13 protein-coding genes are annotated in these 14600 nt (G+C 63.2%); 5 read left to right on the top strand and 8 right to left on the bottom strand.

Annotated elements, in window-relative coordinates; all coding sequences use genetic code 11:
* Nucleotides 1-225: 225 nt before the first annotated feature.
* A complete protein-coding gene (locus A3AI_RS0115625; protein ID WP_024516488.1) occupies nucleotides 226-792 on the bottom strand; it encodes a methylated-DNA--[protein]-cysteine S-methyltransferase in 567 nt (188 codons plus the stop codon).
* A gap of 233 nt (nucleotides 793-1025) precedes the next feature.
* On the opposite strand from A3AI_RS0115625, the gene A3AI_RS0115620 reads away from it, so the two are divergent.
* Nucleotides 1026-2252, top strand: a complete 1227-nt coding sequence (locus A3AI_RS0115620; protein ID WP_024516487.1) for an ABC transporter substrate-binding protein — start codon at nucleotides 1026-1028, stop codon at nucleotides 2250-2252.
* 251 nt (nucleotides 2253-2503) lie between these two features.
* Here the strand turns inward: A3AI_RS0115620 and A3AI_RS0115615 are convergent, their stop codons facing one another.
* On the bottom strand, nucleotides 2504-2929 hold the full coding sequence (locus A3AI_RS0115615) for a DUF1330 domain-containing protein (protein ID WP_024516486.1): 426 nt from the start codon (nucleotides 2927-2929) through the stop codon (nucleotides 2504-2506).
* A gap of 142 nt (nucleotides 2930-3071) precedes the next feature.
* Here A3AI_RS0115615 and A3AI_RS0115610 point away from each other — a divergent pair, with 142 nt between their 5' ends.
* Nucleotides 3072-5294, top strand: coding sequence for a transglycosylase domain-containing protein (locus tag A3AI_RS0115610; protein ID WP_024516485.1), 2223 nt, complete (start codon nucleotides 3072-3074; stop codon nucleotides 5292-5294).
* A gap of 144 nt (nucleotides 5295-5438) precedes the next feature.
* Here A3AI_RS0115610 and A3AI_RS0115605 read toward each other — a convergent pair whose 3' ends face one another.
* From A3AI_RS0115605 to A3AI_RS0115590, 4 genes are all read right to left on the bottom strand, one after another.
* Nucleotides 5439-6278 carry a M48 family metallopeptidase gene (locus tag A3AI_RS0115605; protein ID WP_024516484.1) on the bottom strand — a complete coding sequence of 280 codons (840 nt, stop codon included), beginning with the start codon at nucleotides 6276-6278 and terminating at the stop codon, nucleotides 5439-5441.
* A gap of 228 nt (nucleotides 6279-6506) precedes the next feature.
* Nucleotides 6507-7835 (bottom strand): polyhydroxyalkanoate depolymerase, encoded by a 1329-nt coding sequence (locus A3AI_RS0115600; RefSeq protein ID WP_024516483.1) that lies wholly within the window; start codon nucleotides 7833-7835, stop codon nucleotides 6507-6509.
* Nucleotides 7836-7956: 121 nt separating this feature from the next.
* Nucleotides 7957-8787: an ABC transporter permease gene (locus A3AI_RS0115595; protein WP_024516482.1), complete on the bottom strand. Its 831-nt coding sequence runs from the start codon at nucleotides 8785-8787 to the stop codon at nucleotides 7957-7959.
* Entirely contained in the window at nucleotides 8784-9578 is a 795-nt protein-coding gene (locus A3AI_RS0115590) for an ABC transporter ATP-binding protein (protein WP_024516481.1), read from the bottom strand. Before A3AI_RS0115590 ends, A3AI_RS0115595 begins: the two co-directional genes overlap by 4 nt.
* A 100-nt stretch (nucleotides 9579-9678) precedes the next feature.
* On the opposite strand from A3AI_RS0115590, the gene A3AI_RS0115585 reads away from it, so the two are divergent.
* Entirely contained in the window at nucleotides 9679-11016 is a 1338-nt protein-coding gene (locus A3AI_RS0115585) for an ActS/PrrB/RegB family redox-sensitive histidine kinase (RefSeq protein ID WP_024516480.1), read from the top strand.
* A gap of 195 nt (nucleotides 11017-11211) precedes the next feature.
* Complete coding sequence (locus A3AI_RS0115580) at nucleotides 11212-11784, top strand: ActR/PrrA/RegA family redox response regulator transcription factor (RefSeq protein WP_156927796.1); 573 nt, start codon at nucleotides 11212-11214, stop codon at nucleotides 11782-11784.
* Between the two features lie 82 nt (nucleotides 11785-11866).
* On the opposite strand, the gene A3AI_RS0115575 is transcribed toward A3AI_RS0115580, so the two are convergent.
* Complete coding sequence (locus A3AI_RS0115575; RefSeq protein WP_024516478.1) at nucleotides 11867-12358, bottom strand: MmcB family DNA repair protein; 492 nt, start codon at nucleotides 12356-12358, stop codon at nucleotides 11867-11869.
* A gap of 86 nt (nucleotides 12359-12444) precedes the next feature.
* Here A3AI_RS0115575 and A3AI_RS0115570 point away from each other — a divergent pair, with 86 nt between their 5' ends.
* Nucleotides 12445-13113: an MBL fold metallo-hydrolase gene (locus tag A3AI_RS0115570; protein WP_024516477.1), complete on the top strand. Its 669-nt coding sequence runs from the start codon at nucleotides 12445-12447 to the stop codon at nucleotides 13111-13113.
* A 154-nt stretch (nucleotides 13114-13267) separates the two neighbouring features.
* Here the strand turns inward: A3AI_RS0115570 and A3AI_RS0115565 are convergent, their stop codons facing one another.
* Nucleotides 13268-14584, bottom strand: coding sequence for an extracellular catalytic domain type 1 short-chain-length polyhydroxyalkanoate depolymerase (locus A3AI_RS0115565; RefSeq protein ID WP_024516476.1), 1317 nt, complete (start codon nucleotides 14582-14584; stop codon nucleotides 13268-13270).
* Nucleotides 14585-14600: the final 16 nt, after the last annotated feature.

Here is a 14600-nt window from a genome sequence, read left to right as displayed (position 1 = left end):
ATGTCAGTTCGCGCTGGTGGCCTATCTGTTGCTCAAAAGCGTTAAACGCTCATTAAGCGCGCGCTTGTGCCGCAGTCCCCATCGCTCCCGGGAGGTTCCGCCGCGTGGGTGAGTTGAAGAGCATGCAAGCTGATCTACGATTGACTATCTGCGTCCGGAATCGGCCAAGCCACTGCGGAGATAGCGGCAGACGGTTCCGGCTTCCGCTTCCAAGCGCAAGCTCCGTCACGCCTGTCTCGCTGTTCTGGTTCGGCTTGCAACAGCCTCGAACGCCACGCCCTCATGGGCGAGCAGCCAGCGCTTGCGATGCAGGCCGCCACCATATTTGACCAGCGAACCATCGGCGCCGATCAGGCGATGGCAGGGAATGACGACGCTGATCGGGTTGGCGCCGTTGGCGTGTCCGACCGCCCGCATCGCTCTGGGGCTGCCGAGTTGCGCGGCGAGCGCGCCATAGCTCATGGTCGTGCCGGCCGGAATATCCGCAAGCGCCGCCCACACCTTGCGCTGGAACGGCGTGCCGCCGAGCCGCCATTTGATCGCGCCAAGCGCGGCGAGATCACCCCCGAAATAGGCCGACAGCGCATTGCGGATGCCCGATGGCGCCGGCCGTTCTTGCAGAACGACGTCGCCATGCTGCAGCCGCAGCAGCTCTCGCATCCGCGACTCATAATCTTCCCAGTCCAGCGCACAGAGGATCTGGTCGGCATCGGTCACGAGCAGGGCCACCCCGATCGGCGTATCCAGGCGGCCGAGCCCGAACGACAGAGCTGCCTTTGTTTTCATTGGCATTTCCATCTCCAGACAGTCGGATGCATTTTGAGGACCGCGCGGGGTGGGCGCCACCCGTTTCGCGACCTGCGGGCGCGCGGGCCGTGACACATGCTCCGTTAGTCTTAGCTGCCAGGCGCCATCTTGCATTGCGGAAAACGCTCCTCCACTATCCCGCCCAACCGTGGCGCCCTCAGGGGGAGACCATCGGCCACCACAAGAATGACCGTCACAAAAAAGAGGAACGCTTTGCAATGAGCAAGGGACTTTTCCGTCTGGCGACAGGCGCCGCGCTGACCATCGCGCTGTCGGCCAATTCGGCCTACGCCCAGAAGAAATATGACACCGGCGCCAGCGACACCGAGATCAAGATCGGCCAGACCGTGCCGTTCTCGGGACCTGCCTCGGCCTATGCCTCGATCGGCAAGACCCAGGCCGCGTATTTCAAGATGATCAACGACCAGGGCGGCATCAACGGCCGCAAGATCAATCTGATCCAGTATGACGACGCCTATAGCCCACCCAAGGCCGTCGAGCAGGTGCGCAAGCTGGTCGAAGGCGACGAGGTGTTGCTGACGTTCCAGATCATCGGCACGCCGTCGAATGCGGCCGTGCAGAAATATCTCAACGCCAAGAAGGTGCCGCAGCTGTTCGCCGCCACCGGCGCATCGAAGTTCACTGACCCGAAGAACTTCCCCTGGACCATGGGCTTCAACCCCAATTACTTCGTCGAGGGGCGGATCTACGGCCAGTACATTCTGAAGGAATATCCCACCGCCAAGGTCGGCGTGCTCTACCAGAATGACGATCTGGGCAAGGACTACCTCAACGGCATCAAGGCCGGGCTCGGCGACAAGGCTGCCAGCATGATCGTGGCGGAGGCCTCCTACGAGGTGTCCGATCCGACCATCGATTCGCAGATCCTGAAGCTGAAGGCGGCCGGCACCGACCTGTTCTTCAGTGCCTCCACGCCGAAATTCGCGGCGCAGGCGATCAAGAAGAACTTCGAGCTCGGCTGGCACCCCGTGCACATCGTCGACATCAACGCCACCTCGGTCGGCGCCGTGATGCAGCCGGCGGGGCTTGATGCGTCGAAGGGCGTGATCAGCGTCAACTACGGCAAGGATCCGCTCGATCCGACCTGGAAGGAAGACGCCGGCCTGAAGCGCTATTTCGACTTCATGGCCAAGTACTATCCGGATGGCGACAAGAACTCGAACTTCAACACCTATGGCTATTCGACCTCGCAGCTCCTGGCCTATGTGCTGAAGCAGTGCGGCGACGACCTCACGCGCGAGAACGTGATGAAGCAGGCGGCAAGCCTGAAGGACGTGGTGCTCGACATCGCACTGCCCGGCATCAAGGCCAACACCTCGCCGACCGACTACCGCGTCAACAAGCAGCTGCAGATGATGCGCTTCAACGGCGAGCGCTGGGAGCTGTTCGGCCCGATCATCGAGGATACGGGGGCTGCGGGGTAATTTCGCCAACCGACCTCATATGCAGTCGTGATGCCCGGCCTCGTGCCGGGCATTCATGATTTCAGGACCGAACCCGGAACCTCGAGATTCCGGGTCTGGTCGTTCGGACCACCCAGTAATGACGGTGCCGAAGAATTTGCGCCGGATCGTCTAAAGCGCGATGAGATTTGGTTGAATCGTCATCGCGCTTTAGGTCTTTGATTGAGCATGATCTTTTCGGAAAACCGCTGCACACTTTTCCGGATCATGCTTTAGGTCGGAATCTCCCCGAACGTCTTTCCAATCGGCAGCACGCCGCACCGGATCAAGCGCGAATCCTCCACGCCCGCCTGGCGGTGCTTGACCGCTTCCCGATAGACGGGATCGCGGATCATCTCGACAAAGGCGCCGACGCTGGGATATTCGGCGATGAAGCAATGGTCCCAGCGCTCGTCCCGTGGACCGATCAGCATCAGCTCGAACCGGCCTTGCCAGACGATCCTGCCGCCGAGCCGCGCAAACACCGGGCCGCTCTCGCGACCATAGGCCGCGTAGGCCTCCGCGCCGCTCGCCTTGCGGCCGTCGGGATAGGCGGCCTCAGTGCGCAAGCGCACGAGGTTGAGCATGTGGATCGGTCCCGGGCGATCATTGGCGCGGAACTCTGCGAAAACTTCCTTGGTCGGATCGATATGGCCCATGCGGCTCTCCCTTAAAGCCCGTTTCCGACACTGTTCTATCACGCGACGCCCTACCTCCTAATGCCGCGTTAAGGTTTGCGTAACCGGCCCTTAAAGTCCCACCGCTAGCGTGTTGTGGGAGTCTTGTGGGCGTGAGCTGCGTATGGCGTGGGGACGGAAAAAGAGCGGCGCTCGCAAGGAGCCGCAATTCGGACTCGGCGCGTCGCTTGCCGCGATCCGGCTCAGCCCGGAAGACCGCATTCCTTCGCCCATGAGCACGCCGAAAAAGACCTCTGCCAAGCGCAAGCAGGAGGAGCCTGATGACGATGACCCACCGCGTGAGCGAAAGCCGGCTTCCAACGTGAGCAACAGGCGCCGTAGCAAGTCGCGCGGCGGCGCTAGCCTATCGCGCCTGCTCTATTGGGGCGTGGTGTGCGGCCTGTGGGCCGGCATCGCGGTGATCGGTGCGGTGATCTGGGCCGGCGCGCACCTGCCGCCGATCCAGTCGCTGGAAATCCCGAAGCGCCCGCCGACCATCGAGATCACAGGTGTCGACGGCAGCGTGCTGGCGCAACGCGGCGAGATGGCGGGCGCCAACGTCGCGCTGAAGGACCTGCCGCCATACTTGCCGAAAGCCTTCATCGCCATCGAGGACCGCCGCTTCTATTCCCATTTCGGCATCGACCCCTTTGGCATCTTGCGCGCGGCGGTCACAAACCTCCTGCATCGCGGGGTCTCGCAGGGCGGCTCGACGCTGACCCAGCAGCTCGCCAAGAACCTGTTCCTGACCCAGGAGCGCACCATGCTGCGCAAGCTGCAGGAGGTCGAGCTCGCGCTGTGGCTGGAGCGCAAATATTCCAAGAACGAGCTCCTCGAGCTGTATCTGAACCGGGTCTATTTCGGCTCCGGCGCCTATGGCGTGGAGGCGGCCGCGCAGCGCTATTTCGGCAAGTCGGCGAAGAACGTCACCATTGGCGAAGCCGCGATGCTCGCCGGCCTCGTCAAGTCCCCCTCGCGCCTTGCGCCCAACCGCAACCCCGAAGGCGCAGAGGCCCGTGCGAAAACCGTGCTCGCGGCAATGGCCGAGGCAAAATTCATCACCGAGGCACAGGCGGAAGCCGCGAGCGCCCATCCGGCCCAGTCGGTGAAGCCGGCCGGTGCCGGCACCGTCAACTATGTCGCCGACTGGATCTCCGAGGTGCTGGACGACCTCGTCGGCCAGATCGAGCAGAGCATCGTGGTCGAGACCACGATCGATCCCAAGCTGCAGAGCGCGGCCGAAGCCGCCGTGATCGACGAGCTCGCGGCAAAGAGCTTGAAGTTCAATGTCAGCCAGGGCGCGCTGGTGGCAATGACCCCTGACGGGGCCGTGCGCGCCATGGTCGGCGGGCGCAATTATGCCGAGAGCCAGTTCAACCGCGCCGTCACCGCCAGGCGCCAGCCGGGCTCGGCATTCAAGCCGTTCGTATACCTCACCGCGATCGAGTCGGGGCTCACGCCCGAGACGGTGCGGCTCGACGCGCCACTCGATGTGAAGGGCTGGAAACCCGAGAACTACAGCCATGAATATTTCGGCCAGGTCACCCTGACCCAGGCGCTTGCGATGTCGCTCAACACGGTCGCGGTGCGGGTGGGGCTCGAGGTCGGACCGAAGAACGTGGTGCGCACCGCGCACCGGCTCGGCATCTCCTCAAAGCTCGAGCCCAACGCCTCGATCGCGCTCGGCACCTCGGAAGTCTCCGTCACCGAGTTGGTCGGCGCCTACGCGACCTTCGCCAACGGCGGCTTTGTCGTCTCGCCCCATGTCGTTAACAGGATCAAGACGCTGGACGGCAAGCTGCTTTACATGCGCCAGCCCGAACAGCCGAACCAGGTGATCGAGCCGCGCAATGTGGCGATGATGAACAGCATGATGGAGCAGACGCTGATCTCCGGCACCGCGCGGAAGGCCGAGATCCAGGGCTGGCAGGCCGCCGGCAAGACCGGCACCAGCCAGGATTTCCGCGACGCCTGGTTCATCGGCTACACGTCGCATCTGGTAGCCGGCGTCTGGCTCGGCAATGACGACAACTCGCCGACCAAGAAGACCACCGGCGGCGGCCTGCCGGTCGAAGTGTGGTCGCGCTTCATGCGCGTCGCACTCCAGGGCGTACAGCCGACGCCCCTGCCGAACGCGCCGTCATCGAATGTGCAGCCATCCGGCCCTCTGGCAACGCTGGCCCAGATCGCCTCGCAAGTCACAGCGCCGACGTCATCGGCGGCAATGCCGTCCGCGCCCCAACCTGCCAACAATAGCGGACGGCCATCACCAACCCGCGCCGCAGTACGGCCCGAAGCTGATGCTGGGCTCGATGGCTGGCTTATTCAGCGGCTTTTCGGGCGATAGTTGGAAGCGCGACTGCTTCAACACTGTCGTTCCGACGACAGCTAGAGCATTTCCGGTTCTGATTGAATCAGAACCGGAGCTCTAGATTCTTGTTTTGACGCGTTTTCTTCACGCGAACCGGTCCCCACTTCGCTCGAAAACACTCTAATCCTCGATCCCATACCGGTGCAGGTCGTTCCCGCACGTATCGAGCCACTTCTTCGCCCGCTCCTGTGACGGGCAGATGCGGCCCACCACTTTCCAGAACCGCGGCGAGTGGTTCATCTCGACCAGATGCGCGACCTCGTGGGCCGCGAGATAGTCGAGCACGTAAGGCGGCGCGAGGATGAGCCGCCAGGAGAACGAAAGCGAGCCGGCCGAGGTGCATGAGCCCCAGCGGCTCGATTGATCGCGAATCGACAGCCGTTTGACGCGCACGCCGAGCTCGGCTGCGTAAATCTGCGCCGCCTTCTGCAGATCGCGCCGCGCCTCGCGCTTGAGGTAATCATGCACCCGCCGGTCGACGTGATCGAAGCCACCGGCGACGCAAAGGATCTTCTCGCCGCTGTCGCGCGTCTCGGTCCACACCGTGCCGCGCTCGCCGGCCCGATGCACGATCCGGTGCGGCGTGCCGCGCAACGGCACCACGGCACCCGGATGGAACGGCGCGGCCTTTGGCAAACGTCCCAAACGCGCGGCGATCCAGCCGCCATGCAGCTGCGCGAACTCTTTCGCCTCCGCGATCGTGCCTCGCGGCGGCATGGTCAATATCGCTTCGCGATCAGTAGGATGAATGCGCAGCGTGTAACGACGCGCACGGCGATGCCGGCGCACACGGATCGCAAAGACTTGCGAGCCATGCTTGATCAGGAGAGTCGAAGGTTCGTAGGGGCGCCGATACAGGAGCGCACGAGTGGCCATGTCAGTCAGTCCGGGGGGCAGGAGTTCGCCCGGATTCTGCCATATCCCAAGCCAGCGAAATCGCCCGGCGCAAAAACAAATCATTTGCCCAATATACAGGGCCTCCCCCCTCCGTCAGCCCCTACAAAATGGGCCCGAAATCGGAAATTTTGACAAAAAAGACCTGTTTTTGGCGCCCCCAAAGGATGAGGCCACACTCATTCCTTGTCAGACCCCGAATCCAGCATTCCTGACGCCGGATCAGGAGCTTAACCGTGGTGGCGATTCGGCGCGGTTTCGCGCGATCAACGCATGATTCCAGCGTTCGCAACGTTATTCGGCGGCCAACGCCAATCTCGACTTGGGATTCGCAGCCGACATCATGAAATCATTGATGCGCGGCACGATCTCCGAGCGGAAGCGGGAACCATTGAAGACGCCGTAGTGTCCAACGCCCGGCTGCACATAGTGCACGCGACGATGTTGCGGGATCGAACTGCACAGACGATGCGTTGCTTCGGTCTGCCCGAGGCCGGAAATGTCGTCCTTCTCGCCTTCCACCGTCATCAGTGCAACGCGCGTCACCTTCGAGGGATCGACCAGTGTGCCGCGATGGGTCATTTCACCCTTCGGCAAGGAGTGCTTGACGAAAACGGTGTCGACCGTCTGCAGGTAATATTCGGCGGCCAGGTCCATCACCGCGAGATATTCGTCGTAGAAATCACGATGCTTGTCGACGAGATCGCCGTCGCCCTTCACCAGATTGCGGAACAGATTCTTGTGCGCGTCCATGTGGCGGTCGAGATTCATGCTGATGAAGCCATTCAACTGCAGGAATCCCGGATAGACGTCACGCATCACGCCGGGATGCGGGAACGGCACCTTGGTGATGACATGGCTGCGGAACCATTCGATGCCGCGCTCCTGGGCGAGATCGTTGACCGCGGTCGGGTTGCAGCGGGTATCGATCGGGCCACCCATCAAGGTCATCGAGATAGGCACGAAGGGATCATGCCGCGCTTCCATCAGCGACACCGCAGCGACAACAGGCACTGAGGGCTGGCACACCGCGATCACATGCATGTTGCCGCCCAGCGCGTGCAGCATCTCGATCACATAATCGATGTAATCGTCCAAATCGAAACGGCCTTCCGACAGCGGCACCATGCGGGCGTCCGCCCAGTCGGTGATGTAGACTTCATGAGTCGGCAGGAAGGCTTCCACCGTGCCGCGCAACAGCGTCGCGTAATGGCCGGACATCGGCGCTACGATCAGCACGCGCGGCTGCGGATGGCGCAGCGGACGGGTGAACCTGCGATCGAAGTGCAGGAGCCGGCAGAATGGCTTTTCCCAGACGCTGCGCACCTCGATCGGCACGCGGACGCCTGCAACCTCGGTGTCGTTCAGCCCCCATTCCGGCTTGCCGTAACGGCGCGTGGTACGCTCGAACAACTCCGCGGCCGCCGCGATCGACTTGCCGAACTGGGTGTGCGACCAGGGATTCAGGGGATTCTGAAACAGGATCTTGGTGGCATCCGAGACCGCGCGTGCCGGATTGAGCGAGGCCTGCGCCATCTCGTACATCCAGTACATGGGCGTCGTTAGTGCCGGACTGCCTTCAGCAGCTAACGGAGGTGCGCCGCCAAACTCACCAATGGGCATGATTCTGTATCCCTTTTGCGACGCAAAATACTGCCGAATGCGTAATAATGCGTCAATGCAGAGATCGGTACATTTACGGGCCTTTTCCAGCGAAGATCGCGAGATTCCACGGGAAAGTGACTTATTCGCCACCCCCGAGCAGCGATCCATGCCGGCGTGCGCTGCGCAAAAGGGCAAGAAATGCTGCAAAGCAAGCCACAAGCAGCGCGGCGTTAATCACGAGCGCTGAGAGCATCAGGTCGGCCCGGAAGACGTGATCGATCAGAAGCGCCCGCATGCCCTCGAACACATAGGTCGGCGGCAGCGACCAGGACACGTATTGCAGCCAGAGCGGCAACACGTGCACCGGATAATAAACGCAGGCGAGCGGCATCAGCGCGAACATCAGCGTCCAGACGATGCTCTCGGCGCCAAGCCCATGGCGCAGCACGAGCCCCGAGACGAAGATGCCGACCGCCCAGCTGGTGAAGATCAGATTGCAGAAGAAGGCGATCAACGGCAGGCCGAGTCCAAAGAAATTGAAGTGGAACAGAAATAGCGCCAGCCCGACCATCGGGATGACGCCGATGGCAAGCCGGATCAGGCTCATCGCCATCAGCGCGATCAAGAACTCGATCGGCTTCAGCGGGCTCATCATGAGGTTGCCGAGGTTGCGCGCCCACATTTCCTCCAGAAACGAGATGGAAAAGCCGAGCTGGCCGCGGAACAGAATATCCCACAGAATCACCGCGCCGATCAGCGTGCCGCCGGCGCGGGCAAAGAAATTGGCGTTCTGGGCAAGATAGGACTGCAGGAAGCCCCAGGTGATGACCTGCAGCACCGGCCAGTACGCGAGCTCCAGCAAGCGCGGCCAGGACGACAGCAGCAGGTACCAATAGCGCAGGATCATCGCGCCGATTCGGTTGAACGAGATCCCGCCATGCAGCGCCAGATCGCTCGTCAGGTCGCTCATGATGCGCCGTCCCTGCCGCGGCCGCGCGCAACGTCGAGAAACACCTCCTCCAGCGTCGCGCGGTTGTAGCGCGCCATGATGCCATCCGGACTGTCGTCGTCCACGATGCGGCCGCGTTTCATGATGATCACGCGGTCGCACATGCGCTCGACCTCCAGCATGTTGTGGGAGGCGAGCAGGATGGTCGCCTGGTGCGCCTTGCGATAATTCGCCAGATGCTCTCGCACCCAGTCCGCAGTATCGGGGTCGAGCGATGCGGTCGGCTCGTCGAGCAGGAGCAGTTCGGGCTGGTTGATCAGGGCCTTCGCGAGCGCCACGCGGGTCTTCTGCCCAGCCGAGAGCTTTCCATTGGCGCGGTCGATGAAATCGTTGAGGTCGAGATCATCGGCCAGTTGCGCGATGCGGTCGCGTAAGTGCTCCACCGCATAGAGCCGGCCGAAGATGGTGAGGTTCTGCCGCACCGTGAGCCGCGTCGGCATATCCACATACGGGCTCTCGAAATTCATCCGCCCGAGCACGCGAGCCGCCTCGCGCGGCATCTCGTGGCCCAGCACCCGGACCCGGCCGGCGGTCGGCAGCACCAGCCCCATGATCATGGCAATCGTCGTGGTCTTGCCGGCACCGTTGCCGCCCAACAGCCCCGTGGTGCTGCCACGCGCGATGGCAAAGGAGATGTCATCGACGGCAAGCGTCTGCTTGTAGACCTTGGTCAGATGCGCGACCTCGATCGCCGCAGGCACTGTTGCGTCGGCGGGAGGCACCGAATGCGAAACCTGGTCGATGACGTTCATAACGACCGTTCATTGGGCCATTGCGGCGATAAGCGCAACTCCATTGCCTCCGAAAGCGTGCAATTTGTGATCGGGCACCTGCGCAGCTAAACTACACAGCATGACCGACATCGCCGCCTCCGACTTCCGCCACCCGCGGCGCCACGTGCGCCTGGACACGATTCTGCGGCTGCGCTGGCTTGCCGTGCTGGGGCAGCTCGCTGCCATTTTCATCGTGCTGCAGGGGCTGGAATTCGACTTACCCGTTATTCCATGCCTCACCATCGTCGGCCTGTCGGCGCTGCTCAATCTCGGCCTCCAGATCGCCTTCAACCCGATGCAGCGGCTGGAGCCGGTCTATGCCGCCGCGCTCCTTGCCCTCAACATCATCGAGCTTGCGGCGCTGTTGTTTCTCACCGGCGGCTTGCAGAACCCGTTCTCGTTCCTGTTTCTAGCACCCGTCCTGATCTCGGCGACGGCGCTCCCGGTCCGGCTAACCATCGCGCTCGGCGGCCTCGCGGTCGCCTGCGCCTCGGTCCTGGTGTTCTTCTACATGCCGCTGCCCTGGGACGCCGAGGAACCCCTGATCCTGCCGCCGATCTACCTGCTCGGCGTGTGGCTCTCCATCGTGCTGGCGATCGGCGTCACCAGCCTCTACGCCTTCCAGGTCACCGAGGAGGCGCGCAAGCTCGCGGACGCGCTCGCCGCCACCGAGCTCGTGCTGGCGCGCGAGCAGCATCTGACCCAGCTCGATGGCCTGGCGGCCGCAGCCGCGCATGAACTCGGCACGCCGCTTTCGACCATTGTCCTGATCTCGCGCGAACTGGAGAAGGCGCTGCACGAGAATCAACTCGTTGCTGCCGACATCAAGACCCTGCGCGAGCAGGCGCAACGCTGCCGCGACATCCTGGCGAAAATCACTCAGCTCTCGTCGAGCGGCGCGCCGTTCGACCGCATGCAGCTCTCGACCCTGATTGAGGAGATCGTGGCGCCGCATCGCGATTTCGGCGTCGCCATCAAGGTGCGAATCGCGGTCGCCGCCGCCAAGGAGCCGGTCGGCTGGCGCAATCCGGCGATTCTTTATGGCATCGGCAACATCCTGGAGAACGCGGTCGACTTCGCGCGCGAGACGGTGGAGGTGAATGCCTGGTGGAATAGCGAGACGGTCGAGATCGTGGTCTCCGACGACGGGCCCGGCTTTGCGCCCGATATCCTGAAGCGCATCGGCGAGCCCTATCTGTCGCGCCGCCGTGGAGCCGAGGATGAACCGGGCGGCCATTCGAGCGACCATTCGGGCCTTGGACTCGGCGTCTTCATCGCACGTACGCTGCTCGAGCGGACCGGCGCCAAGGTCGCCTTTGCCAATCGCACCTTTCCCGATCACGGCGCCGTGGTCTCGCTGGAATGGCCGCGCGACCGATTCGAGGCGGATGAACGTGGCGAAAGGCCGGATATTTAGAGCTAATCTCGCCCCGCGGGGCCGCATTGGGCCGCAAAACGCGGCATCGTTTTACCGAAAAGATGACGCTCAAACAAAAGGATAGAGTGTGACGACGGAAGCCTCGTCAGGCTCAGCGGCGTAAGGCCGCATTTCCGAAGGGGACTTTTGGTGGTCTTGGCAGGGGGCACCAGCAACGCCATATAATGAGGAGCTATGACAGAGATCTCCACCTTGGCCGCCCCCGTGCAGCTCTCCGATTATCCCGACCGATCGCTTCTGATTGTCGAGGATGACAAGCCGTTTCTTGAGCGCCTTGCCCGCGCCATGGAGACGCGCGGCTTCGCCGTGACATCGTGCGACACCGTCGCGGAAGGGTTGACGCAGATCGCAAAGGCTGCACCCGCCTTTGCTGTGGTCGATCTGCGCCTCGGCGACGGCAACGGTCTTGACGTGGTCTCGGCCCTGAAGCGCAAGCGGCCCGACGCGCGCGTCATCGTGCTCACCGGCTATGGCAATATCGCCACCGCCGTCACTGCGGTGAAGATGGGCGCGGTCGACTATCTCGCAAAGCCTGCCGATGCCGACGACGTCATCGCTGCATTGCTTGCGACCGGCACGGAGAAATCCGAGCCACCACAAAATCCGATGTCCGCCGACCGCGTGCGCTGGGAGCACATCCAGCGCATCTACGAGATGTGCAACCGCAACGTCTCGGAAACCGCGCGGCGGCTGAACATGCATCGCCGCACCTTGCAGCGGATTCTCGCGAAGCGCGCGCCGCGCTAAAGCAAAGTAGCGGAGGGTGGGTAGAGCGTAGCGAGACCCACCGCTTCTCGCGCTCGCGGATCATGGATGCCCATCCTGCGCGCTATTCCCAAAACTCCGCGTGCCCCTGCGGGTCGATGAGGCGGTTCATGCGCTGGCCGGCGACGAGTGCGAAGCGCACCGTCATCAGCTTGCGGGTGGGCGCAGGCAGGCGGTGCACCGGCGCCTCGCACAACATGTGGGCCCCATAAGCGTCGGCGACGATCAGGCCGGTGTCCTTCGGGAAGATCTCGCAGGGCACATCCTGCGTAAACGCGAAGAACAGCCGGTCGCAATGGGCGCGATAGTCTTCCCATTTGTGATCGGCGCGCAAATCCTCGACCGACGACTTGATCTCGATGATCCAGATCTCGCCGCGCTCGTTCAGCGCAACCAGATCGGCCCGCCTGCCGGAGGGCAAGGACAGCTCGCTGATGCAGGAAAAGCCGAGCGAACGTAGCAGCCGCGCAGTTCCGCGCGCGACCGAGAGCGCCGTCTCTGATTGGCGGCGATCCAGCGGCGGCAACGGTGATATCTGGCGGGCACCCTGTTCCATGCGAGCGCGACCTTACCCCGATTCCGTGGAGCCGCCGCATGAATCTTTCGCTTTCGCGCCCGGCCAAAAATCGGCATTGTGCGGTCATGACTAACGCAAACGAGACCAAGGCGAAGGCTGGCGCGATCATCGTGCCGGTGACGCTGTTCGAGCAGAACTGCACCATCCTGTGGGATGCGGAGACCAAGCAGGCCGTGGTGTTCGATCCCGGCGGCGACGTTCCGAAGATTCTGGCCGCGATCGAGAAGACCGCGGTCAAGGTGGAGAAGATCTGGCTGACCCACGGCCATATCGACCATGTCGGCGGCGCCGCCGAATTGCGCGATGCGTTGAAAGTGCCGATCGTGGGACCACACCAGGCGGACAAATTCCTGCTCGACAACGTCGTCACCTCAGGCGCGCAGTTCGGCATGAGCGGCGTGCGCAATTTCGCACCCGACCGCTGGCTTGCCGAGGGCGAGCAGGTGCAGATCGGCGCGCTCACCTTCGACATCCTGCATTGCCCCGGCCATTCGCCGGGCAGCGTGGTCTACTACAACAAGGAATTGCAGTTCGCCCATGTCGGCGACGTGCTCTTCAACGGCTCGGTCGGCCGCACGGACCTGCCCGGCGGCAGTCACGCAACGCTGATTTCGTCGATCAAGGACAAGCTGCTGCCGCTCGGCGACGACATCGGCTTCATCTGCGGCCATGGCGCCGGTTCGAGCTTCGGCCAGGAGCGGCTCACGAACCCGTTTCTGACGGGGGAGATGTAACTCTCCCTCTCCCCCAAGCGAGGCGAGGTAATCGGCCTCGAGGCAGGCGCTTAGAGCATTTCCGGTTCTGATTGAATCAGAACCGAAGCTCTAGATTCTTGTTTTGACGCGTTTTCTTCCCGCGAACCGGTGTCCACTTCGCTCGAAAACGCTACTAGCGCTTTTCCATCAAGCCGGCGCTGACCAGCGCGCGAACGATGGTACTGCCGACCTCGCCAAGCACGCGACGCTCTTTCTTCGCCGCGGCTTTCGGCCTGGGCTCGCCGACCTCATGCCGAGTGACCGCCGCCGGCTGCGCCGTCACCAACTCAGACGCAGCTCGTACGGTCATACGCTCCGGACCGGCCTGCCCCGGCGGGACTGGTTCGGCTGCGGTGGCTTGCGCACGCTCCGCCTTGGGGCGCGGAGCTGGCGCGGCCGGCGCCATCAGCGAGACCTGCGGGATCAGCCGCGTGCTCGGCGTCTGCGGGATCGCGGGCCTCACGTCGCGGATCCAGTGCGTGAGCCCGAAGAATTTCGCGATGTGATAGGAAGAGGAGATGCCAGCCTCGAGCAGGAACGCGCCCTTCCTGCCGTAGCGCTTGTCGTCATCGGCGCGGCCGAGCGGCGTGCCATGCGCCATGTCACTGATCGTATAGGACTCGATCATGGTGTCGCCGTCGGCGTTCCACCAGACCTGGCGCGGATGACCATCGACGACGGTCCCCGACATCGGCGCTTCAGGCAGATGATGCACGTCGAGCCACTGCTTGACGATCTCGCCGGCATTGTTGGGATGGACGGTACGGTCGGCGCTGCCGTGCCACACCGAGACGCGCGGAAAATGCCCGCGATGCCTGGAGGCGCCGCGGACGAGATCGCCGAGTTCGGTGGCAGGCCGTGAGCCGGAGCCTCGCATCACGCCGAGGGCTTCGCGGAGATTTGCAGCCACGCCGAACGGCAGGCCTGCGATGATCGCACCCGCCGCGAAAGCTTCTGGATAGGTCGCGAGCATCACCGACGTCATGGCGCCGCCGGCGGAAAGCCCGGTGATGAAGACGCGGCGCGGATCGACATTGTAATCGCGCACCATGCGCGCAATCATTTGCCGAATCGAGCAGGCCTCGCCGCGCCCACGCGCGATGTCGTCGCCGTTGAACCAGTTGAAGCAGCCATTGGCATTGTTGACGGACTGCTGTTGCGGCAGCAGCAGCGCAAAACCATAATGCTTGGCAAGCGTCGACCAGCCGGCGCCGAGATCGTAGCCCGCCGCCGTCTGGCCGCAGCCATGCAGCACGACGACAAGCGCGCGCGGCTGCTGCAGCCTGACCGGCGCGAACGCGAACATCCGCAGATTTCCGGGATTGGTGCCGAAGCCGCGCGTCTCCACCAGCGGGCTCGATGGCTCGCTGTGCAAGCCGCGGCCATAGATCGGCCAATCGCTCGGCTTGGGAAGTCGGCTCAGGAATTCGATATTTTCAGCCAGAGACAACAGCGGTTTCCTTGGT

It is taken from the genome of Bradyrhizobium sp. Tv2a-2 (assembly GCF_000472425.1).
GTDB lineage: Bacteria > Pseudomonadota > Alphaproteobacteria > Rhizobiales > Xanthobacteraceae > Bradyrhizobium.
This window is presented reverse-complemented; position numbering and strand designations above follow the sequence as displayed.

What these genes read in the sequence shown, in the direction of transcription:
- A3AI_RS0115570 (WP_024516477.1), top strand. Translation starts at nt 12,445, where the DNA reads ATGACTAACGCAAACGAGACCAAGGCGAAGGCTGGCGCGATCATCGTG.
- A3AI_RS0115600 (WP_024516483.1), bottom strand. Translation starts at nt 7,835, where the DNA reads ATGCCCATTGGTGAGTTTGGCGGCGCACCTCCGTTAGCTGCTGAAGGC.
- A3AI_RS0115585 (WP_024516480.1), top strand. Translation starts at nt 9,679, where the DNA reads ATGACCGACATCGCCGCCTCCGACTTCCGCCACCCGCGGCGCCACGTG.
- A3AI_RS0115595 (WP_024516482.1), bottom strand. Translation starts at nt 8,787, where the DNA reads ATGAGCGACCTGACGAGCGATCTGGCGCTGCATGGCGGGATCTCGTTC.
- A3AI_RS0115580 (WP_156927796.1), top strand. Translation starts at nt 11,212, where the DNA reads ATGACAGAGATCTCCACCTTGGCCGCCCCCGTGCAGCTCTCCGATTAT.
- A3AI_RS0115590 (WP_024516481.1), bottom strand. Translation starts at nt 9,578, where the DNA reads ATGAACGTCATCGACCAGGTTTCGCATTCGGTGCCTCCCGCCGACGCA.
- A3AI_RS0115615 (WP_024516486.1), bottom strand. Translation starts at nt 2,929, where the DNA reads ATGGGCCATATCGATCCGACCAAGGAAGTTTTCGCAGAGTTCCGCGCC.
- A3AI_RS0115620 (WP_024516487.1), top strand. Translation starts at nt 1,026, where the DNA reads ATGAGCAAGGGACTTTTCCGTCTGGCGACAGGCGCCGCGCTGACCATC.
- A3AI_RS0115610 (WP_024516485.1), top strand. Translation starts at nt 3,072, where the DNA reads ATGGCGTGGGGACGGAAAAAGAGCGGCGCTCGCAAGGAGCCGCAATTC.
- A3AI_RS0115605 (WP_024516484.1), bottom strand. Translation starts at nt 6,278, where the DNA reads ATGATTTGTTTTTGCGCCGGGCGATTTCGCTGGCTTGGGATATGGCAG.
- A3AI_RS0115575 (WP_024516478.1), bottom strand. Translation starts at nt 12,358, where the DNA reads ATGGAACAGGGTGCCCGCCAGATATCACCGTTGCCGCCGCTGGATCGC.
- A3AI_RS0115625 (WP_024516488.1), bottom strand. Translation starts at nt 792, where the DNA reads ATGCCAATGAAAACAAAGGCAGCTCTGTCGTTCGGGCTCGGCCGCCTG.